The organism is Corynebacterium sp. 5QC2CO (assembly GCF_024580435.1).
Classification (GTDB): Bacteria; Actinomycetota; Actinomycetes; order Mycobacteriales; family Mycobacteriaceae; genus Corynebacterium; species Corynebacterium jeikeium_D.
In genome coordinates this window covers 71,875-97,686 of sequence record NZ_JANIKI010000006.1, presented here as the reverse complement: position 1 = coordinate 97,686, position 25,812 = coordinate 71,875, and the positions used below count along the sequence as shown (strand labels likewise).

The following is a 25,812-nucleotide window of genomic DNA, read 5'->3' as shown; positions in this document are numbered from 1 at the left end:
AGAGTTTTTAGCTGGTTACTACATGCGGAAGACGCCGAAGCCCTGTTCATCCAGGGGTGCGCCGCTTGCCACATCGAGGGCCATGCCAAGAATTCGGCGGGTATCTGCGGGGTCGATGACACCGTCATCCCACAGGCGAGCCGATGAGTAATAGCAGTGCGACTGGCGCTCAAACTGCTCGCGGATCGGAGCTTCAAACTCCTCCTGCTCTTCCTGAGACCAGCTCTCACCTGAGCGTTCAATCTGGTTACGACGAACCGTCGACAACGTCATCGCCGCCTGTGGACCGCCCATGACGGAAATGCGAGCATTCGGCCACATCCAGAGGAAGCGCGGCGAATATGCGCGACCACACATGGAGTAGTTGCCGGCGCCGAAGGCACCACCGATGACTACGGTGAACTTGGGCACGCGGGTGGTAGCCACGGCGTTGACCATCTTGGCTCCGTGCTTTGCGATACCGCCGGCCTCGTATTCGCGACCAACCATGAAGCCCGTGGTGTTCTGCAGGAATACCAGTGGGATGCCGCGCTGGTCACACAGCTCGATGAAGTGCGCGCCCTTCTGCGCTGATTCCGCAAAGAGAATACCGTTGTTAGCGATAATGCCGACGCGGTGACCATGGATACGGGCGAAAGCAGTGACCAGGGTCGTACCGAATTCGGCCTTGAACTCCTGGTACTGACCGCCATCCACGATGATTTCGATGACCTCGTGGACGTCGTAAGGCACTTTGGCATCGACGGGGACGACATCGTAAAGATCGGTCTGGTTGCGAGTCGGCGCGACGGTGGGTTCTGTGTCCCACGGAACTTCCGGGTCCTTGGGGAGCGTTGCGACGATATCGCGGACACGACGCAGTGCGTCGGCATCGTTAACCGCAAGGTGGTCAGTAACTCCGGAGGTCTTGGAGTGCAGTTCGCCACCACCGAGTTCCTCTGGCGTGACATCTTCACCAGTTGCAGCCTTAACCAGTGGTGGGCCTGCCAGGAAGATGGTGCCCTGGTTTTTCACAATGACCGCTTCATCGCTCATTGCCGGCACGTAGGCGCCCCCGGCGGTACAGGATCCCATCACGGCGGCAATCTGCGGAATGCCGCGAGCGGAGAGGTTGGCCTGGTTGTAGAAAATACGACCGAAATGATCGCGATCAGGGAAAACTTCATCCTGGTTGAGAAGCATGGCCCCGCCGGAGTCGACCAAGTAAATGCACGGCAGGTGGTTAAGGCTGGCGATCTCCTGTGCGCGCAGGTGCTTCTTGACAGTCAACGGGTAGTACGTACCGCCGGAAACGGTTGCGTCATTGGCGACAACCAGGCAGCGACGACCTTCGATGATGCCAATGCCGGCGATGACGCCAGCAGCCGGAACCTTGCCGCTATACATTTCGTGAGCCGCTAGAGGTGCGACCTCAAGGAAAGGGCTGCCGGGGTCAAGCAGTTGGTTGATGCGCTGACGTGGCAGCAGCTTACCGCGGGAAATATGGCGAGCACGGGCACGTTCGGAACCACCGCGTGCTGTTGTGCTAAGCAGCTCTTTGAGCTCTGCAACGAGTTCTTCGTGGCGCTGTCGGTTGGTCAATGCTGGGGCGTGAGTCATGGGCGAAATACTTTCCGTTAATGACTATTAACTTTCTTGACGGAAAGATTAATGTGACCCCAGTCACCTCACAACAAATTTTGTTTCCTAGACCACAGTTCCACCCCCGAGAGCCTTTAAGGCGGCTCGAAGTACGCACCCCTCCCCGAGGTCACGACATGTTTCCGACAGAGATGTAAGTTTCTCCTAGAAATCTGTTTCGGGGGTAAATTCACTCGGATAAGACCGACCGCGCCACACAATAAAACCGCCTGACCCCAACACTGCTGAGCGCAGTGAGGCCAGACGGCAGAAAAATGAATGCGGATTATTGGTTGTTAATGCCCAGCGCAGCGAGGGCCATCTCAAAGGCATTTTCCCTTGTCGCCTCGGGCCCCGCCCATTTGAGCACGTGCCTGGAAGAGTTAATCAACCCAGCGGTGAGCTGGACTTTAAGCTGCGCCTCATCGGAGGTGAGTTCGGGCTGCAGTTCACGCAGAGCATCCACCCATAAGACCATGTAAAGACGCTGCAAGGAACGCACTTTTGCGCTCTGCTCTGGCGCCAGATTTCCCCCTTCGCGCTCTTGGACGCGAATGCGATCGGGCTCCGTGACGGCAAAATGCACGTGATGCGAAAGGAGTCCCCGAAGCGTCTCCTCTGGACCCCAATTATTACTCTTTGCCCGATCGAGAACTGCTCGCGCACCATCGACAAGCCTGATAGAAATATCGATGAGGATCTGCGCCAACAACTCTTCCTTGCCGTTGAAGTAGCGGTAAAGAGCTGGGCCAGAAATGCCGACAGCGGAGCCGACATCCTCCAACCGAGTCTGATGAAATCCTCGGTCGGCCAGGATCGCAGCAGCAGCGGAGAGAATCTCTGCTTCTCGACGCCGTCGCGCTTCGGTTCTACGTGACATAAGCCCTTATGTTAAACGCATTGGAGCCATTTCGTCTGCATAATTCTCACCGGCGCCGGCCTTCAGCGAGTGTTCACATAGACCACGGCTCGACAACAGACACGCATCCTCGGCTCCATCTCCGCTCACTTCCGATTAGAGAAAAACCGCCGAGGTGACAGTTAGCACCTCGGCGGTTAGCCCTTAACCCAATAAGGAATTAGTGGAAGAAGTGGCGAGTACCAGTCATGTACATGGTGACGCCAGCTTCCTTGGCAGCAGCGATGACCTCTTCATCACGGATGGAGCCACCTGGCTGGACCACTGCCTTCACACCGGCATCGATGAGGACCTGCAGGCCGTCAGCGAACGGGAAGAAGGCATCGGACGCGGCGTAGGCCCCCTGCGTACGGTTTTCTCCGTCGGCAAGCGTATTTGCGCGCTCAACGGCGAGCTTTGCGGAGTCCACGCGGTTGACCTGGCCCATGCCGACGCCGACGGTGGCGTTGTTCTTGGACAGCAGGATGGCGTTGGACTTCACAGCGCGGACGGAGCGCCATGCGAATTCGAGCTCAGCCAGCTCTTCGGCATTCAAAGCCTCGCCGGTGGCCAGCTCCCAGTTTTCTGGCTTATCGCCCTCTGCCTGGTACGTATCCGGCTCCTGGGTGAGCAGGCCGCCCGAGATGAACTTGTTCTCGGCGGTCGGTGCTTCGTACTCGGCGACGAGAATGCGCAGGTTCTTCTTGGCCTTCAGTATTTCAACGGCACCGTCTTCGTAGGACGGAGCGACAATGACCTCGGTGAAGATATCCTTCACCTGCTCGGCCATCTCAACGGAGACCTCGCGGTTGACGGCGATGACACCACCGAATGCGGACATCGGGTCACATGCGTGAGCTGCGCGGTGAGCTGCGGCGATGGACTCATCCGAAACTGCGATACCGCACGGGTTAGCGTGCTTGATGATTGCCACACACGGACGCTCGTGATCCCAGGCGGCACGCCATGCGGCGTCGGCATCCTGGTAGTTGTTGTACGACATCTCCTTGCCGTTCAGCTGCTTGGCGTTTGCCAGCCCCTTGGTACCAATGCGGGTCAGGGTTGCCGACTGGTGAGAGTTCTCGCCGTAGCGCAGCGGAGTCGGGGTGGACCCCTCAGCGCCACCGAGCTGCTCAACAAACCAGTTGGACACAGCTGCGTCGTAATCGGCGGTGTGCAGGAATGCGTCACGAGCGAACTCACGGCGCTGTTCGAGGGTGAAGCCACCTTCCTTCACGGCGGTAGCGACATCGCCGTAACGAGCCGGGTCGACCACGATAGCGACCGAGGGGTGGTTCTTCGCCGCAGCGCGAACCATCGACGGGCCTCCGATGTCAATCTGCTCCACGCACTCGTCGTAGGAAGCGCCCGAGGCAACGGTCTCACGGAACGGGTACAGGTTAACGACAACGAGCTGGAAAGCCTCCACACCGAGCTCCTTCAGCTGAGCCAGGTGGTCTTCCTTGCGGGTATCAGCCAGAATGCCGGCGTGAACACGCGGGTGCAGAGTCTTCACACGACCCTCGAGGCACTCCGGGAAACCAGTGAGATCCTCAACCGGGGTCACAGGCACGCCAGCTGCAGCAATCTTGCCAGCCGTGGAACCGGTGGAAACGATTTCCACGCCAGCCTCGTGCAGGTCACGAGCCAGCTCCTCGAGCCCAGTCTTGTCGTAGACGCTAATCAGAGCGCGCTTGATTGGTTTACGCTGCGTGTTGTCGTTGGTCATTTCAGATAAGCCTTTCGTCCGTCACGCTCAATTCCGTGATCGGCAATCGAGTGCAATACATCAACCAGGAGTCGGCGTTCGACAACCTTGATTCGTTCGTGCAGGGTCTCCACCGTGTCGTCGTCCTCGACGGCCACTGGCTGCTGCGCCAGAATCGGCCCGGTGTCCACTCCATTATCAACGATATGCACGGTCGTGCCGGTGACCTTCACCCCATAGTCAAGTGCATCCGGTACCGCACGCGCCCCTGGGAAGGACGGCAGCAGCGCTGGGTGCGTATTAATGATGCGATTGCTGTAGGCCTCCACAAATGATGGCCCCAGAATGCGCATGAAACCCGCCGAGACAACGATATCCGGCGAAAAACTGTTCACGGCCTCTAAAACACGAATATCCCAACCTTCTCGGTCCTTCTTTGCCTCAGCATCGAAAGGCACCCGAAAAGTTGGGATATTGAGGTTTTGAGCCCTCTCCAGCGCCGGACAATCCTTGTCCGAACCAACCGCGACAATCTGAACCTTTTCAGCGTCCAGCAGTTCCAGCATCGACTGCAAAAGGGAGCCCAGGCCAGAGGCCAGGACTACGATGCGGAGCTGCTTGCTGGAGGAATTATTGTGCGAAATTTCTGCGACGGGCTGTGCTTCAGTCACGGCGTTTAGCTTACCCAGCCCGACAGAGACCCCAAATTCCGCTCCCCCTAAGTTGGCTTAGCTCTTTTGGCTTGACGACGGTTCCCCGTCGCCACCCTCCTCCGAGTCTTCGGTGTCATCATCGGATTCGTCCTCGTCGGTCGCATCTACTTCGCTCGGCTCTTCTCCGCCTGCGGCGCTTTCCGAATCCTCTTCAGAGTCGTCCGATTCCTCAGCGTCTTCTGAAGCATCTTCAGACTCTGAGCCATCCTCTGTGTCGGACTCGGCTTCGTCTTCGGAGGTCGCCACGACTTCCCCGTCGACAATCTCCTCCGACTCCTCTGACTCCTCCGAGCTGTCCCCGTCATTGTCGGACTTATCGGCGTCGCCGGCATCCTCAGCCTCAGCGTGACCGTCCCCATCTTCTGCAGGCTTCGGCGGGAACTTCTCAGCGGCCACTTCCGAGACACCCTTGTCCCTACCAAGTGACGGCACACCGGTCATCGCAACCACCACGATGGCCCCCGGAACAACCAGCCACATCGAGCCGAGCAGGCCAGTCAGCCACCAGGAGGCACCGGCCCACCCAAAGATGCCAACCTCACCGCCGAGCAACCAAGCCAGCCCCATTAGGAACATGATCGACCACACGGCAGCGAGAACGACGACCAGGTAGGGCTGCTTCGGTGCAGATTTCTTCAGGAATGCCACGACACGCCAAGCTGCAACGGCTGGCGGTAGCACAATCAGCACTCCGAAAGCCCAGTGCGCCAGCGACTGAGGCATGGCAGCCAGAATCGGCAGGGGTGGTAGCTGAGCCGGGTGCACTGCGAACAGCCCAGCCTCCGCAGGCCCAAAGGTCGATTTTCCGCCTACCAGCACACCGACAGCACCGAAGGCCACATTTGGCAGGTACAGCAACGAGAGACCGCTGACCGCAACACTTTCACCAGCCGTATCCGTAATTGCAAATGTCTCGGCCAGCAATCCTCGATGCCAAATCAGCGAAACGAGTGTCACCACAACACCGACCAGCCACAGCCATGCCACGTAGCTGCCCGCCAGTCGCGCCGACCCGAGCAACCACTCCGGCAGCTTCCGGCGCAACAGTAGTGCACGCAGCAACCGCTGCCCCATCCCCAGCACCAAGGCCACGAGATTTACGAGCAGCGCGGCTGCAATCGCAAGGCCGAAACTGGGAGTTTGAATGCGGGGAAACACCTTCGACGCGTCGTAAAGCATGAGCCACGCGATGATGGTGAGCACTATCGGCGTACCCAGATACGCGCCGACCAGCGCGCGCACGTCCTTGATGCTGATGCGGTCGGCGACTTCGCGGCGTACACGCCAGGCGATGAACAGCACCATCAGCACCGCGGGCAGTGCTGGCGTGAGCCCCAGCGTCGTGCCGTTAAAGCGGAACGGTGCGAGGTTAAAGATCATCCACATCGACGCGATACTCGCTGGAAGCGGAGACATTCCAGCGCCCCTCACGATGACGCCAATCAGCGCTACCGAGATGATGAACAGCAATACGACGCCGTACGAACCGGCAACAGACAGCCCAAACCGGCGTGCACGAGGCGAGTTTATGAGGCGACGGAAACCCGAGAACCGCCCGATGCGTGACGACGTCCCGGAGACCCCCGCCTTCATCTTCGTAGCGGTACCTCGATTTGAGCCAGCCCCTTCGCTGCGCGCGCCCCCTGTTTGACCCGCTTGCGTATTCTGCCATGCGCGGGTGGTGCGTTCGCTGTGCTCGCTGCGGACGCCGCGGGAGCTGCCGCTGCTACCACCGGCACCGGTGCGGCTTCGCCGATTTCGATCGCTACCGGAGGATCCTCTCCGCGAATCCGCGCCTTTCACAGTGGCATCGTCCTTCCTGCGTCTCATCGTTGACGGCTGACTCCCTACCTACATGGATAAGGTGGCGCGCACGTGTGCGTCACAGCCATGGCCATATAGTGCCATATATACAACGCCTCTTTGCTCAGGCATTGCAGAGTCTCGTTTGAAAGTGTGAATCCCAGGGACGGACGATATCCATCGAATCCGACCTCCTTTGCCATCCCCCCCCAAAGTGGCTTCACCTTTGGTTTCCATTTGTCAACAGCGGCGTGTTACCTTTTGTCACCCCCACTGCCACACCCTTGGTTCGTCCCAAAACTACTTGCCAATCCCCCTACCCACCCCTCGATTAAGGGGCATCTGCCATAAACCCCCTGGAAACACACCAGTTGCGCTTTGCCGGACCTGTGATAAAAGGCCACAACACCATGGCCACAGCACGGCTCTATTGAACTGAAACTGACAAATTAGTGAACAAGTTCTCTAAATATGAGTTGCTTGCCCTATATCGAACCGTTATTATCACAGGGGTTAAATAACAGTTGGGTTACAAAGAGTTTTGTTGGCAGGGAGATTGAAGTGACGTTTTTCAATGCTCGTCGCGGAGGCGGAAAGCACCGCAAGGTAGAGGTTTCCGCAACTTCTCGTGCAGCACTGGTCGCACTATCCGCATCGACAATCGCGTCCTCCAACGCGGTCGCCCACGCAGCTGAGACCGAGAATAAGGCTCCAGAAAACTCAGCCTCTACTCAGACCCGCGCTGCCCAGCCGAAGAACAATGCTCCGATGGTGCTGGCGTCCAGCTCCTTCAGCCCGAGCACTAACCTCAGCGACCACCTCGCTACTGCCTTGCAGTACAACCAAGAGCGCGTTGCCCGCGATGAGGCTGCCCGCGCTCCGAAGCTTTCCATCCCGACCGTGGGGCTGCTGACCTCACCGTTCGGTCCACGCTGGGGCACTTTCCACTATGGTGTCGACCTGGCTAACGTCACCAACACCCCAATCATGTCCGTCATGGACGGCACAGTTATCGATGCCGGCCCGGCTCAGGGCTACGGCCAGTGGATTCGTGTTCGCCATGACGACGGCTCTGTTTCCGTCTACGGCCACATCGAGTCCATCTACGTTGCTGTTGGCGAAGCTGTCCGAGCTGGTCAGGTCATTGCTGGTATGGGCAACCGCGGCTTCTCCACCGGTACGCACCTCCACTTCGAGATCCACCCGGATGGCACCACCCCGGTCGACCCGGTGACCTGGTTCATCCAGCGTGGTCTGAACCTGAACTAATCAGGTATCGGCACAGGTACGAGCAGGCCTGGTCGCTCTGCGAAGGCCCTACCTGTGCACCGGCCCCTGTTTGACCGCGGCGGCAAGCCTCCCCTGATTAATTTTTCAGAAACCGGCATCGCCGCCGGTACTGGGGCTTTACTCTTGACACATGGCAGAGACTCAAACATTCCGCATGTGGAAGAAGTTGGCTGCGACTCCAGTCGTCGGCAAGCGTCTATTTTCCTTAACCGCCGCATTGACGGCGCCATATTTTCGCACGATCTGCCCCAAGCTAGAGACGATGCAGCCTGGACTGGCGGTAGCGCGCATGCCCGCTTGGTGGGGCGTGCGTAATCACATTAAGTCCGTGCATGCGATTGCTGCGTGTAACCTCGCTGAATTCGCGATGGGCATGCTCTGTGAGGCCAGCGTGCCAACAACGCATCGCTGGGTGCCAAAGGGCATGACGACGAACTACAAACGCATCTCCGTCGGTGGGCTGACGGCTGTGGCCAAGGCTGAGTTGCCGGACTTCTCCACCATCACACCGGAAACTGGTGGGGTAGATTTTCCCGTCCACATCGTGCTGACCGACGCAGGCGGCACCGAAGTGCAAGATGCCACCATCAACTGCTGGGTGACGGCGAAGAAGCCTAAGTAGCCTCCAGGCGGTGGTGGATTTTTACAGCTTCTCCATTGGCACACCGCCGATAAGCATCATGCGGACCTTACCTGCGGATCCAAAGTCAATCATCGCAGTTGCCCGGGGCGCGACCCCTTGGACTTCAAGCACAGTGCCTAAGCCGTACTTGTCGTGAACAACCTTGTCACCGGGCTCTAGGTGCAAGACCTGATTCTTCTTTCGGGATGACGCACCAGAGCTGGCGGACCCACCCGAGCCCGAGCCGAAGCCCGAACTGGAGCCGAAGCCCGACAAGGCACCATGGCCACGACCAAACGCGCTGCCCGCGCCGTAGCCGCCAGAGCCAAAACCACCAGAACCGGCGCCCCAGCTGCGAGTCGGAGCCTCGCGCAGCCAATCGATCAGGTCGCTTGGGACTTCCCCCAGGAAACGTGAGGGCGGATTATTCTGCGGCGAACCCCACGAGGACCGAGTCACAGCTCGCGTGAGATACAGCTGCTTGCGAGCTCGGGTAATACCCACATAGGCCAGACGCCGCTCTTCGGCCAGCTCCTTCGGATCGCCCAGGGCGCGCAGGTGCGGGAACAGTCCGTCTTCCCAGCCGATGAGAAATACCACCGGAAACTCCAGGCCCTTGGCCGTATGTAGCGTCATCAACGTCACTACACCGGTGTCATCATCCGGAATCTGGTCCGCATCCGCCACCAGAGAAACTCGCTCGAGGAATGCCTGCAGGCTTCCCGGCTCCGCTTCCCCATCGTTGTCGAAGTCGGCCGTGAAATCACGCGCGAGGTCATTCGCGATTCCAGATTCCACCTCGGACTCGCCACTGGAATCAGCACCGCCTTCAGCATCGGCTGCAGCGCCAGAGCCTTCATGTACATCAGCGCTAATATCCACCGACGACATCATCCGCGCCTCTGCAGAGAACTCCCGCGCAACGCTGACGAGCTCATTGAGGTTGTCCAGGCGCGTGGCATCCTGCGGATCATTGGAGCGCTCGAGCTCCGACTTGTACCCACTGCGATCAATAATCGCATTGACCAAGTCACCGATATCGGACAGTTCACCGGATGCCATATCCGCCGCCAAGCCATCAATCATCTCGACGAACGCCGCCATCGCGTTTCGACTCCGCGCCGCCACCGCCGGAACCTTGCCCTCAGCTACGGCGCGCAGTGCCGTGCCAAACGAGCACCTCTCGTCTTCGGCATAGAGCGACACATGCGCCACCGCACGGTCACCGATTCCACGCCGCGGCGTATTGATAATGCGACGCAGCGAAACATCATCGTCGAAGTTCTCAATAACGCGCAGGTAGGCGACAATATCGCGTACTTCCTTACGCTCATAGAACCTGGTGCCACCAACCACCGTGTACGGCACGCCCATACGAATGAAGACATCCTCTAGCGCACGGGAGGAATTATTGGTGCGGTAGAAAATCGCCACATCCGAATACGAGTACGGCCCGTAGTCGACCAATTGCTCAATCTCGTTAGCGATAAACCGAGCCTCATCGTGCTCATTGTCCGCCACGTAGCCCTTGATCTTGCCGCCCTCACCGAGATCGGTCCACAGCTTCTTCTCCCGGCGATTCTCATTGCGCGCAATCAACGCATTGGCCGCCGACAGAATCGTCTGCGTCGAGCGATAGTTTTGCTCCAGCAGAATCGACGTGGCCTCCGGATAGTCCTTCTCAAACTCCTCAATATTGCGAATAGTCGCACCACGGAAGGCATAAATGGACTGGTCCGAATCGCCCACCACACACAGCTCACTCGGAGGCACATCTCCACCGGGCTTGCCGACGAGCGTCGAGACCAAAACATACTGCGCATGGTTGGTGTCCTGGTACTCATCCACCAACACATGCCGGAAGCGGCAACGGTAATACTCTGCAACCTGCGGGTGATTGGTGAAGATCCGAACGACCTCACCGATTAGATCGTCAAAATCCACGGCATTAGCCGCCCGCAGCCTGGTCTGGTACTCCAGGTAAACCCGTGCAACGACGTCATCAAAAGGATTGCGTGTCGTCGAGGCATCCGCGATGGCCTTCTCCGGATCAATCAACTCATTCTTGAGATTGGAGATACGCGACGAGAGCACGCGGCCGGTGAACTTCTTGGCATCCAGGTCCATGTCCTTAGCGATCATGGACAGCAAACGCCGGGAGTCGTCCGAATCATAAATAGAGAAATTGGAATTAAGACCCGGTACTAACGCATGCTGCATGCGCAGGATGCGCACACACATGGAGTGGAACGTGGACACCCACATACGCTGCGCCTGGTCACCGACCAGACCGGCCACACGCTCGCGCATCTCGGCTGCGGCCTTATTGGTAAAGGTAATAGCCAAAATTTGGCTTGGCAGCACTCCACGCGCACCGATTAGGTATGCAATCCTGCGCGTCAGCACAGACGTCTTTCCCGAACCAGCTCCAGCCACAATCAACAGTGGTGAACCAATGTGCTCCACTGCTTGGCGCTGCTGCGGATTAAGCCCCTCTAGCAGCGACTCTGAATCAAAACTGGGCTCGAAGCCGCCGCCAAAACCGCCGCCAAAGCTGGCAGCGCCACTCGGCGCGCTATTGCTACCAGCGCCGGCGAAGTGGCCGAAACCACCGCGGCCAGGCGTAGCACCGCCCGACTCACCGTGGTTCGAACCAGCATGGCTATCGCCACTGCGGCCATCGTCAGCATTGAAGGACCCGAACAGCATTCCAGTTTCATTTCCCATGATGGCTACTACAGTAGCCGAGCCCCCGGATTGGCCTGTTCGAATCCTTTGGCACAATAAGAACTATGAGCGAAAACCCTGCGGACACTCCCGCCGCACACACCGATAACACCGACAGCGCTGAGCACAGCCAGCAAGCTGCGGCAGTATCCCCTTTTGAAGTCCGCACCCCCACCGGCACCGATGACCCGTTGAGCTCCGCGGAGATCGAACAGTACCGCAAGGAAATCAACCGCCTTGACGGGCTGATTATCGATGCCATTCAACGCCGCACCGCAATCAGTAAGGCCGTCGGCAAAACCCGCCTGGGATCTGGCGGCACGCGTCTCGTGCACGGCCGAGAGGTGCAGATCATCAACGAGTTCCGCGACGCACTTGGCCCAGAGGGCCCGGCGATCGCGTCGGCGCTGCTGCGCATGGGACGCGGTCGCCTGGGCTGACCCTCGCGAGCTACCTGTCCGGCTAGCCTTCCAGGGAAATCAGCTTTTCCTCTAGGAACTCATCGATACCGGAGAAGCCACCCTCGCGGCCAAGGCCGGACTGCTTGACACCACCGAACGGCGCCGACGGGTCCGACAGCGAGCCCTTATTGACCGCAACCATGCCGGACTCCAACGCCTCTGCCGCACCAAGCGCCTTGGTCAAGTTCTCACTGAACACATACGCAGCCAGACCAAAGATGGTGTCATTTGCCTGCTCAATCGCACGGCCATCGTCCGTGAAGGTCGTCACCGCAACCACCGGACCAAAAATCTCTTCGCAGACAATATCCGCATCCTCGGGCACATCTGTCAGAACTGTGGGTTCGAAGAAGTAGCCGTCGGAAAGCGCGCCGCCGAGATCTGGAATCTTGCCGCCGCACTCGACCTTCGCACCGCGCTTGATCGCATCATCAACCAGATCACGAACCTTTTCCTGCTGATCGCGCAGCGCGAGTGGCCCAAGGTCCGTCGCAGGGTCGGTGCCCTCGCCCAACTTCAGTTCCGCAAAACGCTTGACGACGCCCTCGACGAACGCATCCTTCTTGGCTTCATGAACAATAAAGCGATTCGGGGCGATGCACACCTGGCCGCCATTGCGGAGTTTGGCGTCACTGACTGCCTGTACAGCCTTATCGACATCGCCATCAGAGAGAATGACAAACGGAGCATTTCCGCCGAGTTCAAGGGAGACCTTCATCGAGGTTTCCGCGGCCTTCCCAGCGAGCATCTGGCCAACTTCGGTGGAACCGGTGAAGGTGAACTTGCGCAGGCGGTCATCGGAAAGCAGGGCCGAGACATTGGAGGAGTGCCCCGTCGGCAGCACGGAGATCACGCCTGCGGGGACACCGGCCTCGATAAGCAGTTTGCCCAGGTAGAGCATGGTCAGCGGAGTTTTGGACGCGGGCTTAATAATGACCGGGCAGCCGGCGGCGAGTCCCGGGGCGATCTTGCGGGCCCCCATAGCCAGCGGGAAATTCCACGGCGTAATAGCCAAAACCGGGCCGACCGGCTGCTTAATCACCGCGACGCGCGAGGTTCCGCTCGGAGAAATTCGGTAATCGCCGGAGATACGCACAGCCTCCTCAGCGAACCAACGGAAAAACTCGCCACCGTAGCCGACCTCGGCCTTGGAATCCGGCAGCGCACGGCCCATCTCCAGGGACTGCAGCTGGGCCAACTTGTCTGCATCCCGACGGATGAGTTCAAATGCGCGGTAAAGAATCTCGCTGCGGTTGCGGGGCGGGGTTGCCTTCCACTCCTTCTGGGCGGCGACGGCGTCGTCAAGCGCCCGCTTCGCGTCCTCTTCAGTGGCAGAAGCGACCTTGACCAGCGGATTATCTGTGGCGGGATTAATTACGTCGAAGGTCTCGCCATTCGACGCAGGACGGAACTCACCGCCGATGAGGAGGCCTGTGGGAACGTCTTTGAGAATGCTGTCGTAATCAGGAGTGAAGTCAGTCATATTTTCCAGGGTAGGTGCCTTTGCTGAAGCGGGCTAGGGGCTCGTAGGTGGCGGATGGGGCGACGCATAAGCACAGCGGACTCGAGTTGCTGGCAGATTGTGGTCACGCCTGGTCGAATCCAGCCGCCCGGCGAGAGCGCCAAAACGCAACTAGTCTGGGGATGTATAAAGTGCATTTCGTCAAAAATTACCTGGGAGCAGGAATGACTGTAGATATCACTGGAACCGAGCAGTGGGCTCAGCTGGCTAAGCGCGTGGACAACGTCCGCGGCACCTCGCTGCGTGAGCTCTTCGCAACTGAAGAAGGCCGCGCTGAGAAGCTGACTTTCGATGCTGGAACTCTCCACGTTGACCTCTCCAAGAACTTGATGTGCCTCGACGGTTTTGCCGAGCTGGTTGAGCTCGCTCGTGCAGCTGGAATCGAAGAAGCACGCGAGAAGATGTTCCGCGGTGACAAGATCAACACCACTGAAAACCGCTCCGTGCTGCACACAGCGCTGCGCCTGCCAGCAGAGGAAAATCTGACCGTCGGCGACCAGGATGTCGCTGCCGACGTGCATGAGGTGCTCGGCCGCATGCGCGATTTCGCTCGCAGCCTCCGCAGTGGAGACTGGCTGGGATACACGGGTCACACTATTAAGACTGTGGTGAACATCGGCATCGGTGGCTCCGACTTGGGCCCGGCAATGGTGACCAAGGCGCTGCGCACCTACGCCACTGCCGGCATTGATGCCCGCTTTGTCTCTAATGTTGACCCATCTGACCTGCAGGCGGTTCTGGATGAGGTCGATCCGGAGTCCACGCTGTTTATTGTCGCTTCCAAGACCTTCACCACGCAGGAGACGCTCTCCAACGCTCACGCAGCTCGCCGCTGGCTTATCCAGCAGCTGGGTAGCGAAGAAGCCGTCGCCAAGCACTTTGTTGCCGTTTCCACGAATGCCGAAAAGGTCGCCGAATTCGGCATCGACACTGAGAACATGTTTGGCTTCTGGGACTGGGTCGGCGGCCGCTACTCCGTCGACTCCGCCATCGGCCTGTCCATCATGGCAGTCGTTGGCCCGATGGACTTCATGCGCTTCCTGCAGGGCTTCCGAGCAATGGATGAGCACTTCCTCAACGCTCCGCTGGAGCAGAACGTGCCGGTACTGATGGGCATGCTGAATGTCTGGTACTCAAACTTCCTCGACGCCCAGTCGCATGCCGTACTGCCCTACTCCGAGGATCTCTCTCGCTTCCCGGCGTACCTTCAGCAGCTCACCATGGAATCGAACGGTAAGTCCGTGCGTACCGACGGCAAGAGGGTGGACTACAACACCGGAGAAATCTTCTGGGGTGAGCCGGGAACGAACGGCCAGCACGCTTTCTTCCAGCTTCTTCACCAGGGAACTCGCCTGGTTCCGGCTGACTTCATCGGCTTTGCCCGCCCACGCCAGGATCTGCCGACGGCATCTGGCGAAGGTTCCATGCACGACCTGCTGATGAGTAACTTCTTCGCACAGACCAAGGTGCTGGCCTTCGGTAAGACCGCAGAAGAAATTCGCGCAGAGGGCATTGCAGAGGAGCTCGTGGAGCACAAGGTCATGCCGGGTAACCGTCCGACTACGACCATCATGGCTGAGGAACTGACCCCGGACGCTGTCGGTGCGCTGATTGCACTTTACGAGCACATTACTTTTGTCGAGGGCATTGTCTGGGGCCTGAACTCCTTCGACCAGTGGGGCGTCGAGCTGGGCAAGCAGCAGGCTGGTTACCTGTTGCCTGCAGTTACCGGTGAAGTGGCGCCTGATTCTGGCGACGCTTCTACCGATGCGCTGCTGACGTGGTACCGCGACAAGCGCTAACGTCTTCTGGCCAATTGGCCTAGATAGCTAAGAGTCCGCCTTCGGCTTGAACTGATTCTCGCTGCGGGCGGACTTTTGTTATTTGTATCCCTCTAAATCTTCACCGCGTAACCGTCAGCGCGATAGCCCTTAACGATCTCCTTGCCAAATGGGAAGCAGGTCACCGGAATCATCTTGACATTGGCCACCGCCAGTGGAATTCCAACAATGGTGACTGCCTGCGCCGCCGCAGTCATGATGTGGCCGATGGCCAGCCACAGACCGGCGATGAGGAACCAGATGACATTCATCACACCGGCACTAACGGCACCGACCGCGCCCCGACCGGAACGCTCCACCACAGAGCGCCCGAACGGCCACAGTGCATAAGAAGCCATGCGGAACGAGGCCACGCCAGCAGGAATTGTCACAATCAAAATACAGGCAAGAACGCCGAAGAAAATGTAGCCCAAGGCTAGCCACAGGCCACCGAACAACAGCCAAATGATATTAAGCAAGGTCTTCATGCCACCGAGTGTAGTCAGGATGTGTAGTCGGCCTCTGGAGATAGCGCAGCTCACCTAACGCCTGCCCAAAGTCAGGCATTGAGCCCATGGGGCCACTCGGTTGCGGTGAGGATGGGGCGCGGCATCCCGTCGTAAAGCGGGGTCGGGAAAAAGCGAATAGTATCTAAGTCATGTCTGCCTACATTGAAGATGATGTTCTTGCCTATCGACTTGCCGTGGGCGCCAGTGAAATTCTCAAGGGTGTCCGCAACGTAGGCCTGCTGCGTGGCCGCATTCTGGGAGATGCCGGCGACGCACTGGCACAGGAGTGGATTGCCCGCGTACTAGAGCAGCACCGTCCGGACGACGGACTGCTGTCGGAGGAAGCCGCGGATAACCGTGAGCGCCTGGACTCAAAGCGGGTGTGGATTATTGACCCACTCGATGGCACGCGTGAGTTCGCTTCGGGGCGCCAGGACTGGGCAGTTCATGTCGCTCTAGTAGAGGACGGTCAGCCGACCCACGCTGCTGTTGGTCTGCCGGATCACGGCCAGGTTTTCCACACGGGTGAGGCCAAGGCTGTGCAGGGGCCGCGTGCGGGCAAGATTGTCGTATCGCGTACTCGCCCACCGGCTGTGGCGAAGTACGTCGCTGACAAGCTAGGCATGGAGCTGGTGGAGATGGGCTCCGCTGGTGCGAAGGCAATGCACGTGCTGCTCGGTGACTACGACGCCTACATCCACGACGGTGGTCAGTACGAGTGGGACTCGGCAGCGCCGGTTGGTGTCGCTAAATCCGCAGGACTTTTTGTCAGCCGCCTAGACGGCTCCGCGCCGACCTACAATAATGTCGATACTTTCCTGCCGGATATGCTGTTCTGCCGACCGGACCTGTCGGAGGAGATTCTGGCACTGGTGAAGGAATTCAAGGATCAAGAGCAGAAGTAGGTAAGCTAGGGCGGCTATGACCGACTCCACTGACATCACGACACAGGCTCATCAGGGCATTAAGACTCCGTACGAGGATTTGCTACGCGAAATTCTCGCTGACGGAGCAGCTAAATCAGACCGCACTGGCACGGGCACTCGCTCAGTGTTCGGCCGCCAGCTGCGCTTTGATCTGAGCGAGGGCTTCCCACTGATCACCACTAAGAAGGTGCACCTGAAGTCCATCGTGTACGAGCTGCTGTGGTTCCTCCGCGGCGATTCAAACGTCCGGTGGCTCCAGGATCATGGGGTGACTATTTGGGACGAGTGGGCAGACGACAACGGCGACCTCGGTCCGGTCTATGGCGTGCAGTGGCGCTCTTGGCCCACTCCAGATGGGCACCACATCGATCAGATCGGACAAGCGCTGGAGACTCTGAAGTCCAACCCTGATAGCCGCCGCAACATCGTCAGCGCCTGGAATGTCTCCGAGATTTCCAATATGGCGCTGCCGCCGTGCCATCTGCTGTTCCAGTTCTACGTCGCAGATGGCAAGCTCAGCTGCCAGCTCTACCAGCGCAGCGCGGACATGTTCCTAGGCGTGCCATTTAACATCGCTTCCTATGCACTGTTGACGCACATGATGGCGCAGCAGGCGGGCTTGGATGTTGGCGAGTTCATCTGGACCGGTGGTGATTGCCACATCTACGACAACCACATTGAACAGTGCGAACTGCAGGTCTCCCGTGAGCCACGCCCCTACCCCACGCTGAAGCTTCGGAAGGCCGACAGCATTTTCGACTACGCTTACGAGGACATTGAGGTCATCGGCTACGACCCGCATCCTCTGATTCGCGGTCAGGTGGCTGTCTAAGTCAGCGAAAGGTGAGTGTCGACATGAACGAGTCCACCGCTTCCACCAGCGCAAGGCCCCCATTTGTAGGGATGATTTGGGCGCAGTCTCGGGCCGGCATTATCGGCGACGGTGCGACTATGCCCTGGCATCTGCCTGAAGATCTTCAGCATTTCAAAACAACGACGATGGGCGCACCGGTCATCATGGGGCGTCGCACGTGGGACTCGCTGAATCCCAAGTTCCGCCCACTCCCCGGTCGTCGAAACATCGTCCTTTCACGCTCCGTGTCCGATTTCCCCGGCGCCGAGTCCGCAACCAGCCTCGAAGCCGCGCTCGCAGCCGTCGCCGACGCGCCCGCGGCTTGGATTCTCGGAGGCGGGCGTGTCTATCGCGATGCACTTTCGCTTGCCGACGAATGCGTGGTCACTGACATTGATACTGATGTCAGCGTCCCGGTACCAGTCATGGCTCCTGACCTCTACGACTGGGTTCGCGTCGAGGATGGCCCGTGGCAGACGTCAACGACCGGCCTACGCTACCGCTTCTGCACGTGGCGGCGTCTAGAGGATTAGTTTGGAAGCCTGTCCAGCAAAGCTCTGAGGCGGGACTACTGCCCGGCGAAAGTATTGCTCAATGGAATATCGGCCTTGGTCCGCGCGTTGACCTAAGTATGACTGATGTGAAGACTCCACAGACCACCGAACACGTGACCATTTACGCTGCGTCCTGGTGCCCTTTCTGCCAGAACCTTATTGCTGGCCTGAAGGAAAACGGCACTCCGTTTGAGGCTTGGGATGTCGAAAAGCACGACGACATTTCGAAGTGGGTTGAGTCCGTCAATGATGGCAACCGCGTTGTTCCGACTGTGCTGTACTCCGATGGCGTGCACGCCACGAATCCGTCGGTTGAGGAAGTCACCGCTAAGTACGCTGAGCTTTCCGGCAAGTAATTAACAAGCTAAGTACTTAAAAAGCCGAGCCCCACTTTCGGGGCTCGGCTTTTTAAGTATGAATACGACCGGTCATGCTGCCAGTCGCGATACCAGTATTAGTCCAGATCGTCGTGTGCCATCAGCTGACGAGCAGCCTCAGTAATCGAGCCAGACAGCGACGGGTAGACAGAGAAGGAACTTGCCAGGTCATCGACGGTGAGCTGGTTGGAAACACACACCGCAATTGGCAGAATCAGCTCCGAGGCGGTCGGAGCGACCACCACACCACCGATAATCATGCCGGAGTTCTTACGGCAGAACAGCTTGACGAAACCGTGGCGCAGCGAGCGCATCTTCGCACGCGGGTTACCTGCCAGTGGGAAAACCTCAACGCGAGCGGAGACCTCACCGGACTCAATCTGAGCCTGGGAGACACCGACAGTCGCAATCTCCGGGCGAGTGAACACTGCCGACGAAACGGTGCGCAGGCGAATCGGAGATACGCCTTCACCGAGGGCGTGGTACATCGCAATACGGCCCTGCATAGCTGCAACGGAAGCCAGCGGGAACAAGTCGGTGCAGTCACCGGCAGCGTAGATACCCGGCACGTTGGTACGGGAAACACGGTCAACGTGAATATGGCCAGACGGAGTCAGTTTTACGCCGCTGGCTTCCAGTCCCATATCCGCGGTGTTAGGAATCGAACCGACGGTCATCAACGCGTGGGAGCCGAAGACCTCACGGCCGTCGGAAGTGACGACGCGAACGCCGCCGTCCTCCGTGCGTTCGACAAGATCACAGCGGGCGTTCTTAACAACGTCCACACCGCGCTCCAGCAGGACCTCCTCCAGGGCATCTGCAGCGTCGGCATCCTCGTGCGGCAGGATGCGATCACGCGAGGCGACCATGGTGACCTTCACACCCAGCTCGGTGAACGAGGATACGAACTCAGCGCCAGTCACACCGGAACCGACCACAATGAGGTGCTCCGGCAGCTCCTCCAGTTCGTAAACCTGACGCCAGGTCAGAATACGGTCACCATCAGGAATCGCACCCGGCAGAATGCGCGGGGACGCACCGGTGCTGACCAGCACCAGGTCGGCTTCAAGAGTGACCTCGCCGCCCTCGAGCAAGTCAACAGTGACGTAGTGAGTTACACGGCCCGGGTCGTGGTCATCGAGGCGACCGCGGCCCTGCAGCATCTTGATGCCCTCACGCTCCATCTGCGCGCGAACATCGTCGGACTGCTGCTGTGCCAGGCGCTTAACGCGCTCGTTGACCGCAGTGAAGTCGATTTTGCGCTGGGAAAAGTCCGGACGCAGACCCATCTCGTCCGCACGGCGCATATCGGTACGAACGCCCGTCGCCGCGATGAAGGCCTTAGAGGGAACGCAATCCCACAGGACGGAAGAACCGCCCATCCCGGCATCCTCAACCACAGTGACTTCAGCACCGTACTTGGCGCCAACCAGCGCTGCTTCGTAGCCGGCTGGGCCGCCGCCAATGATTACGATCCTCTGTGCCACAAATCCTCCAAATTTGCCGTGGATATCACAATGTAATTACCGCGGGAGGCATTTTCCCCGCTTTGCCCCCATAGTCTAACGGACAGTCATGGTTGACTGCGCGCCGTCCTCGTAGCGAGCAACAATGCCAGCGAAGAGTTTCACACCAACGCCCAGGCAACGCTCGTCCACGATTAGGTCATCTCGGTGCAAATCGTGCTTGTCTCCGCGACCGGACCAGCAGCCCAATCGGGCCATCGCACCCGGGACGTGCTCGAGATACCAACCGAAGTCCTCGCCACCGGACGACTGTGGGGCCTGAATGACAGCATTCTCGTCTACTCGTCGCACTGCTTCCGCAATCAGGGCGGTGCAGTATTCGTCGTTAAGCACAGGCGGCACGCCACGCTCGTAATTGATGGTGCACGCTGCGCCGGTCGGGGCGAGGACTTGTTCAATGAGTTCGCGGACCAGTGGATCGATGTCGCGCCAGGTCTTGATGTCCGCGGTGCGCAGGGTGCCACTGACGCTGCCTTCCGACGGAATCGCGTTGTGCGCATACCCGGAGTGAACGGAGCCGAACGTGAGCACCGTGCCGGTGCGCGGGTCGACGCGTCGCGACAGCAAGCCGGGCAAATCGACAATCAATTTGCCCAGTGCATAGACAACATCGGCTGTCATCTGCGGACGGGAGGTATGCCCGCCCGGGCCATGCACCTGAATCTCCAACGTGTCGGCCGCAGAGGTGATGGCACCGGTTCGAACACCGACGTGACCGACGCGCAGCTTCGGCTCACAGTGGACGGCAAAAATACGCTCAACGCCATTGAGCGCACCGGCAGCGATAACCTCGGGTGCACCGCCAACCATGACCTCCTCGGCGGGTTGGAAAATGAAACGCAGCGGCGTCGGCAACGTGTGCTTTTCGTGGTACTCAGCCATAGCCAGTGCCGTCGCGAGCGTGATCGCGGTGTGGAAATCATGCCCGCAGGCATGCATGACACCGTCATTGGTGCTGGCAAACTCCAGCCCCGTGGTCTCTGTAATTGGAAGCGCGTCTATATCGCCGCGGAAAGCGAGACGCCCCGGCAATTCACCTCCGGCTTCGCTACCGGCGAGTTCATCTTCACCAATGTCGACCATCAAGCCGGTGTTGGGAAACAGCACTGGTTTCAGCCCTGCAGCACGCAGCTTCTCCTCCACAAAAGCCGTGGTGGCGTGCTCCATGTGAGATAGCTCTGGGTGCGCATGAAGATGACGCCGCCACTCGAGAATCTCGTTCGCGTGCTCGGCCCACCAGTGCTTAATAAACTCCTCAATCACAACTCTCCAGTGTAAGCACTCCACCGGCAGGCCGTAACAAGAGGCCTACCGACGACTGCGCCAGCGACAGCAGTGGCCGGCACGCGCTTGAATGTCAGCGCCAGACGTACACATGACCAGGAGTCACTTCTTTAACTTTGACCCCTTCAATTATCAGATGTTTCACATTTTGAGGAAGTCTGCGATGATAATAGGCATGTCCGGCAATGGCACACCTAAGTCTCTCAGCATCCCCATCATCATCGTGGCCACCGCACTCGTGGTCGTCATCGGCATCGCCATCGGCCTGTCGCTGAACAATAGTGATGAGCCCCAGCGTCCGGAGGTCCCCTCCTCCTCGCAGCCGACGCCGCCCAGTTCGACACCGCCGTCCTCGACGAGTTCGACTTCTACGAGCAAGACGACCACCACGACCACAACTACGTCGAAGTCCTCCGAGACGTCGTCAAGCACACCGATCACTTCGACATCGTCCTCGTCGTCGACGCCGAGCACCACGTCTTCGCCATCCACGACGACGAGCTCAGAGCCGACATCAGCTCCGGAGGGACAGGACTTCGGCACTGGCCGCTCCGACCTAGACGGCCTGGGCTTCGTGGGCAGCTCCGCACGCTGCGACAACGGTGACCGCGCCTTTGCTGTTATCGCCGCTGAACAGGGAATTAAGGCTGCTGCTTGTGAGACGCGCTCCGGCGAGAAGTACTACCGCTCGGATACACCACAGGGTTCCGGATCGATGGACATCATCGTCGATGAGGGCGACCGCGTTGTTGCACAAAACGGCTCGTACAAGTACCAGATGTCCCCCGACGGAGTTCTTGTGACCAAGGACAACGAGGTCGTCAAGAAGTACGCGGCAGAAGCCTGGGGAACTGCCTAAGAGATCAATTTAAAGATCAATGTTGCGGGGACCGTAGAGGCGGTCGCCCGCATCTCCCAACCCCGGCACAATGTAGGCATCCTCGTTAAGATCCGGGTCCACCACAGTGGTGACAAGACGCACCGGGAAACCGGATTCCGTCAAGGCGTCGACACCCTGCTGTGCAGAAATGATGCACACGGCCGTGATGTTGTCCGCGCCGCGATCCACCAACAGCTTCAGGGCATGCAGCAGTGAACCGCCGGTTGCCAGCATTGGGTCGACCAGGAAGACAGTGCGCCCGGACAGATCCTCCGGCAGCGCCTCGAGGTACGGCACCGGCTCATGGGTTTCCTCATTACGAGCCAAGCCAATAAAGCCCACCTGCGCATCCGGAATCATCGACAGTGACGGGTCGATCATGCCAAGCCCCGCACGAATGACGGGAACAATAATCGGCGGATCCTGCAGACGGTAACCCGGCGCGGTGGTGATTGGGGTCTGAACATCGAAGTTATCGACGGGCAGCTCTCGACTTGCCTCGTAAATCAGCATTGCGCCCAGATCGGCGAGTGCCGCACGGAAGCCCGCGTTATCAGTGCGCGCGTCGCGCAGAATGGTCAAACGTGATTGTGCCAAGGGATGGTTGACAACGGTAATCTCCATGCCTTCCAAAATACATTGCTTTGCTTTTGCCGCTCTGGTGCCGGCAAAAGCAAATTTCTGAAAACGCGTTGCCCAAAAAAAATATGGAACCGAATCGGCCTTTTTCGCGCCTAACAATACGAGGGCTTTTTACTGCGCCCCATTTGTGTAAGCCCGCTTACTACCAAACCACTTGCCGCTCAGTCGCCGTCCGAACCCCGCTAGCCGTTCTGCCACGGCACTGAGTGTTTAACCACACGCGAATTTCCTAGAGAGGCCGTAAACGTTGTCCCGTCCATCACCACACAGTCCCCACAGCCATTCGTTTCTCTCTCCGGCCACTAGCGGGAATGACTCAGTCTTTACGCTGGTGCCTGAGCTTATTTCTGCCAATGCCACGCGCCTTGACGCATTGTCGCAGCAGGTCAGCGACACTGACTTAGGCATCAGCGCACTGCTCTCGCTTGGCGACGTCCCGTTTGCCGGCCCCTTCTGTCACGCTGCAGCCACTGCTCTACAGCGCCAACATGAGCATGTGGCTGAGCTGAATGAGTACGGCACCAACGCTGCTCGTGCACTGAACGCTCTTGTCTCTGCGGTGTCCACTGCTGAAGATGCCGGCGCGCATGCGTTGCAGTCCATCTCACCGAAAATGGGCGCCGTTGAAACTCGCGGAATGGGCGGTGCGTGATGCTTCCCACCAATCTACTTACGGAGGTCCCCAGCGCGATTGCACAACAGCTAAATCCTGCCATCGCACCCGCACTGGCAGGACTTGCTGGGGCCGCAATCCCCGCCGCGAGTACTGCCTGGCGCTCAGTGGCAGATTCCGTTGACCGCAACTGGGGCGATGGTGCTGGCTCCGGAGCAGGCGCCGCAGGAACAAGTCTCAAACGGGCTGCAAATGCGGCAGCCGACTTGGAAACTCGCGCCGGAACCATTGACAGTGACATTGCCAAGGGCCTGGCCGCAGTAATGTCAGCGGCCACTGATTTGGCCCGGATTGCCATGGATTTTGTCACTTCCGCCATGGGCTCGTTGACTGCGACGGCTGCGGGGCCCGCTGGTCTCGTCGCGACCGGTGCCAGCCTCGTCTCAGCGGCCAGTTCCGCGATCTCGCAGGCCATTGCGCGGCTCATGAAACTAGAGCAAGAACTGCGACCTCTGGTGCAGTCGCTGGTACAGCAGGCAAGCACCGCGGTGGACACCCCTGCCCCACCTCGCCCGACACAGTTGGAGGGCCCAGGTACCACTCAAGCCGCCCTCGCTTCTACGTCTACGAACACCCCAGGATCGGCTAGCGCTGCCGACACTGCAGATGGTTCGGAGGCGTCGTCCGATTCGGGCGGCGCGCCGGTGCCTGCGGATGCGGGGGCTGGCGCGCCCACACCAGAAGCCCAAGCTGCGGTGAAGGCTGCACTCAGTGCCGTCGGAACGCCCTATGGTTGGGGCGGAAATACTCCGGGGCAGGCGCTCGATTGTTCAGGCTTAACGCACTGGGCCTACGGGCAAGCTGGTGTTGATATTCCCCGCACGGCAGAAGCACAGGCCGTCGGCAGACAGGTGAGCCAGGATGAACTGCTACCTGGCGATCTTGCAGTGTGGGACGGCCATGTCGCCATGGTTATCGGTGACGGAAAGATGGTCGAAGCGGGCGATCCGGTGCAGGTAAACCCCGTGCGTACGACCAACATCGGCATGCCGTTTAAGGGGTTCTACCGTCCGACCGGATAGTGCGGTGGGTATCTGCGTCGTAAAACTTCTAAGATAGGAATACGCAAACTTGCCACCCGGTGGGGGCGCTGCAGGTATGACAATTTTTGAGTTTTAATAATCACCGACAAGCAGAAGGGCTGCGACGAAAACTATGGCCAGGAAAGGCATCGTTCCTATCGAACTCGAGCTGACCTCGGGCACCTTTTACACGTTGTGGGCTCCAAGCTGGCGTGAGGGTGGCTCCGAGTGGCAGGCTCTGCTCGGCCGCGGTGATGACATCTATTTGTTCTCATCGGCGGCAAAGCTCCTGGCTTTCCTACAGTCGGATGCTCCTCACGACTTCACGCAGCACCCCAGCTGGCGCAACTTCAACCAGCAGCTACCGGGAGCTGCCATCGCGGCGCCACGCCACCGCTATGACCTGATTGGGCTGCCAGAGATTCTGGCCGGCCGGGCCGACTACGACCATGTTTCGCGCGCAGATCGCATTCTTGCCATCACTCGCTCGATTGGTGCAATCGCGGATCTCACTCCAATCAACCAGATGTTCGCCTCTCACTCTGTCCTGGCTGCCACACAAAATGGTGCTGATCACTTCCAGGGCAGTGGCGCCGCTCAGTGGTCGGCTATCGGCAATGTCATCTTGACCAACTGGGACAATTGCATTGACGCTATCGACGCCATCGGCGCAAATACTCCGAGCATCGATGAAGAGTCTGAAACCGCTGCTGCAGCCGCATTAAAGGAAGCGGAGGCCGCGGAGCGTGAGCGTCGTGAAGCAGCGGAGAAGAAGCGCGAAGAGGAAAAGAAGTCCGCAGAGGAGACCGCCGGCGATCCGTACGATCAGACGGTGTGGGCCAACGCTGGCATCGACCCGATCAAGATCTCCATCGCTGGCCGCACGCTCTACACCTTGCGTTGTTACATGGGGCGTCGCCCGCTATTCCTGGGCAGCGCCGGTGAGATTCACACGTTCTCACAGCCCCGCACGATGGTGCGTTGGCTGCTGGAGCACAAGCATCACGACATGTCGGCGCTGACGACGTGGGATGAGATCATCACCGCCGCCAACGCAGGTGAGCTAGAGGCCGTGGTGCACGAGGACAATGAGTACTCGTTTACCGGTCTGGCCGAGGACATTGAAAAGGGCCCGAACGCCGTGGACACCGCCCAGCTCGCCCGCGCGTACGAGCTACTCGCAGACACCGCTGACTGGGCTGGCGATGATGCCGTGAACGAAGTGCTGGCGGGCAACCAGCAGCTGCAGTGGCTGCTGAACTTCCTGCTGGACACCGGAGAAATGTCCGAGCCAGTTCCGCCTTACGACGATGAGGCCGAGGGCTGGAGGCAGCTGGAGAAGGACTTGGCCGCTCGGTTCACGACCAAGATCTAGCTCCTCC

The 25,812-nt window shown here is 59.2% G+C and carries 23 protein-coding genes; 12 read left to right on the top strand and 11 right to left on the bottom strand.

Annotation, left to right across the window (positions count from 1 at the left end; all coding sequences use genetic code 11):
- Positions 1 to 18: 18 nt before the first annotated feature.
- The 5 genes from NQ014_RS06740 to NQ014_RS06720 all read right to left on the bottom strand — a co-directional run bounded on the left by NQ014_RS06740 (position 19) and on the right by NQ014_RS06720 (position 6,769).
- Entirely contained in the window at positions 19 to 1,599 is a 1,581-nt protein-coding gene (locus NQ014_RS06740; RefSeq protein WP_257074427.1) for a carboxyl transferase domain-containing protein, read from the bottom strand.
- Positions 1,600 to 1,906: 307 nt separating this feature from the next.
- A complete protein-coding gene (locus NQ014_RS06735; RefSeq protein ID WP_257074426.1) occupies positions 1,907 to 2,500 on the bottom strand; it encodes a TetR/AcrR family transcriptional regulator in 594 nt (197 codons plus the stop codon).
- Positions 2,501 to 2,699: 199 nt separating this feature from the next.
- The gene (gene purH / locus NQ014_RS06730) at positions 2,700 to 4,247 is read right to left on the bottom strand and encodes a bifunctional phosphoribosylaminoimidazolecarboxamide formyltransferase/IMP cyclohydrolase (protein ID WP_257074425.1); all 1,548 of its coding nucleotides are present in this window, start codon (positions 4,245 to 4,247) and stop codon (positions 2,700 to 2,702) included.
- Positions 4,244 to 4,897 carry a phosphoribosylglycinamide formyltransferase gene (gene purN / locus NQ014_RS06725; RefSeq protein WP_016422166.1) on the bottom strand — a complete coding sequence of 218 codons (654 nt, stop codon included), beginning with the start codon at positions 4,895 to 4,897 and terminating at the stop codon, positions 4,244 to 4,246. The genes purH and purN overlap by 4 nt, the downstream gene beginning before the upstream one ends.
- A gap of 57 nt (positions 4,898 to 4,954) precedes the next feature.
- Positions 4,955 to 6,769 carry a DUF6350 family protein gene (locus NQ014_RS06720; RefSeq protein ID WP_257074424.1) on the bottom strand — a complete coding sequence of 605 codons (1,815 nt, stop codon included), beginning with the start codon at positions 6,767 to 6,769 and terminating at the stop codon, positions 4,955 to 4,957.
- Positions 6,770 to 7,303: 534 nt separating this feature from the next.
- Between NQ014_RS06720 and NQ014_RS06715 the strand changes: the two genes are divergently transcribed.
- Together NQ014_RS06715 and NQ014_RS06710 are read left to right on the top strand one after the other, a co-directional pair.
- Positions 7,304 to 8,011: a M23 family metallopeptidase gene (locus NQ014_RS06715; protein ID WP_070642918.1), complete on the top strand. Its 708-nt coding sequence runs from the start codon at positions 7,304 to 7,306 to the stop codon at positions 8,009 to 8,011.
- Between the two features lie 151 nt (positions 8,012 to 8,162).
- Positions 8,163 to 8,654 carry a hotdog fold domain-containing protein gene (locus NQ014_RS06710; protein ID WP_070438524.1) on the top strand — a complete coding sequence of 164 codons (492 nt, stop codon included), beginning with the start codon at positions 8,163 to 8,165 and terminating at the stop codon, positions 8,652 to 8,654.
- 21 nt (positions 8,655 to 8,675) lie between these two features.
- On the opposite strand, the gene NQ014_RS06705 is transcribed toward NQ014_RS06710, so the two are convergent.
- Positions 8,676 to 11,381, bottom strand: a complete 2,706-nt coding sequence (locus NQ014_RS06705) for a UvrD-helicase domain-containing protein (RefSeq protein ID WP_257074422.1) — start codon at positions 11,379 to 11,381, stop codon at positions 8,676 to 8,678.
- A 65-nt stretch (positions 11,382 to 11,446) separates the two neighbouring features.
- On the opposite strand from NQ014_RS06705, the gene NQ014_RS06700 reads away from it, so the two are divergent.
- Entirely contained in the window at positions 11,447 to 11,821 is a 375-nt protein-coding gene (locus NQ014_RS06700; RefSeq protein WP_257074421.1) for a chorismate mutase, read from the top strand.
- Between the two features lie 22 nt (positions 11,822 to 11,843).
- Here NQ014_RS06700 and NQ014_RS06695 read toward each other — a convergent pair whose 3' ends face one another.
- Entirely contained in the window at positions 11,844 to 13,325 is a 1,482-nt protein-coding gene (locus NQ014_RS06695) for an NAD-dependent succinate-semialdehyde dehydrogenase (RefSeq protein ID WP_257074420.1), read from the bottom strand.
- Between the two features lie 203 nt (positions 13,326 to 13,528).
- Here NQ014_RS06695 and pgi point away from each other — a divergent pair, with 203 nt between their 5' ends.
- The gene (gene pgi, locus NQ014_RS06690; RefSeq protein WP_257074418.1) at positions 13,529 to 15,166 is read left to right on the top strand and encodes a glucose-6-phosphate isomerase; all 1,638 of its coding nucleotides are present in this window, start codon (positions 13,529 to 13,531) and stop codon (positions 15,164 to 15,166) included.
- Positions 15,167 to 15,258: 92 nt separating this feature from the next.
- On the opposite strand, the gene NQ014_RS06685 is transcribed toward pgi, so the two are convergent.
- Positions 15,259 to 15,672 carry a YccF domain-containing protein gene (locus NQ014_RS06685; RefSeq protein WP_048731591.1) on the bottom strand — a complete coding sequence of 138 codons (414 nt, stop codon included), beginning with the start codon at positions 15,670 to 15,672 and terminating at the stop codon, positions 15,259 to 15,261.
- A gap of 170 nt (positions 15,673 to 15,842) precedes the next feature.
- Between NQ014_RS06685 and NQ014_RS06680 the strand changes: the two genes are divergently transcribed.
- The 4 genes from NQ014_RS06680 (at position 15,843) to NQ014_RS06665 (ending at position 18,382) form a co-directional block, all read left to right on the top strand.
- The gene (locus tag NQ014_RS06680) at positions 15,843 to 16,598 is read left to right on the top strand and encodes a 3'(2'),5'-bisphosphate nucleotidase CysQ (RefSeq protein ID WP_049190299.1); all 756 of its coding nucleotides are present in this window, start codon (positions 15,843 to 15,845) and stop codon (positions 16,596 to 16,598) included.
- Positions 16,599 to 16,614: 16 nt separating this feature from the next.
- Positions 16,615 to 17,451, top strand: coding sequence for a thymidylate synthase (locus NQ014_RS06675; RefSeq protein ID WP_257074416.1), 837 nt, complete (start codon positions 16,615 to 16,617; stop codon positions 17,449 to 17,451).
- Positions 17,452 to 17,474: 23 nt separating this feature from the next.
- Positions 17,475 to 18,005 (top strand): dihydrofolate reductase, encoded by a 531-nt coding sequence (locus NQ014_RS06670; protein WP_257074415.1) that lies wholly within the window; start codon positions 17,475 to 17,477, stop codon positions 18,003 to 18,005.
- A gap of 98 nt (positions 18,006 to 18,103) precedes the next feature.
- On the top strand, positions 18,104 to 18,382 hold the full coding sequence (locus tag NQ014_RS06665; protein ID WP_069359432.1) for a mycoredoxin: 279 nt from the start codon (positions 18,104 to 18,106) through the stop codon (positions 18,380 to 18,382).
- Positions 18,383 to 18,480: 98 nt separating this feature from the next.
- Here the strand turns inward: NQ014_RS06665 and NQ014_RS06660 are convergent, their stop codons facing one another.
- Together NQ014_RS06660 and NQ014_RS06655 are read right to left on the bottom strand one after the other, a co-directional pair.
- Positions 18,481 to 19,890: an NAD(P)H-quinone dehydrogenase gene (locus tag NQ014_RS06660; protein WP_016422155.1), complete on the bottom strand. Its 1,410-nt coding sequence runs from the start codon at positions 19,888 to 19,890 to the stop codon at positions 18,481 to 18,483.
- Positions 19,891 to 19,965: 75 nt separating this feature from the next.
- Complete coding sequence (locus tag NQ014_RS06655) at positions 19,966 to 21,192, bottom strand: M20 family metallopeptidase (protein WP_257074414.1); 1,227 nt, start codon at positions 21,190 to 21,192, stop codon at positions 19,966 to 19,968.
- Positions 21,193 to 21,388: 196 nt separating this feature from the next.
- Here NQ014_RS06655 and NQ014_RS06650 point away from each other — a divergent pair, with 196 nt between their 5' ends.
- Positions 21,389 to 22,072: a hypothetical protein gene (locus tag NQ014_RS06650; protein ID WP_257074413.1), complete on the top strand. Its 684-nt coding sequence runs from the start codon at positions 21,389 to 21,391 to the stop codon at positions 22,070 to 22,072.
- Between the two features lie 9 nt (positions 22,073 to 22,081).
- Here NQ014_RS06650 and upp read toward each other — a convergent pair whose 3' ends face one another.
- The gene (gene upp, locus NQ014_RS06645; RefSeq protein ID WP_257074412.1) at positions 22,082 to 22,717 is read right to left on the bottom strand and encodes a uracil phosphoribosyltransferase; all 636 of its coding nucleotides are present in this window, start codon (positions 22,715 to 22,717) and stop codon (positions 22,082 to 22,084) included.
- A 349-nt stretch (positions 22,718 to 23,066) separates the two neighbouring features.
- Between upp and NQ014_RS06640 the strand changes: the two genes are divergently transcribed.
- From NQ014_RS06640 to NQ014_RS06630, 3 genes are all read left to right on the top strand, one after another.
- Positions 23,067 to 23,387 (top strand): hypothetical protein, encoded by a 321-nt coding sequence (locus tag NQ014_RS06640; protein WP_257074411.1) that lies wholly within the window; start codon positions 23,067 to 23,069, stop codon positions 23,385 to 23,387.
- A complete protein-coding gene (locus NQ014_RS06635; protein ID WP_257074477.1) occupies positions 23,387 to 24,430 on the top strand; it encodes a C40 family peptidase in 1,044 nt (347 codons plus the stop codon). Before NQ014_RS06640 ends, NQ014_RS06635 begins: the two co-directional genes overlap by 1 nt.
- A gap of 133 nt (positions 24,431 to 24,563) precedes the next feature.
- Entirely contained in the window at positions 24,564 to 25,805 is a 1,242-nt protein-coding gene (locus tag NQ014_RS06630; RefSeq protein ID WP_257074410.1) for a hypothetical protein, read from the top strand.
- Positions 25,806 to 25,812: the final 7 nt, after the last annotated feature.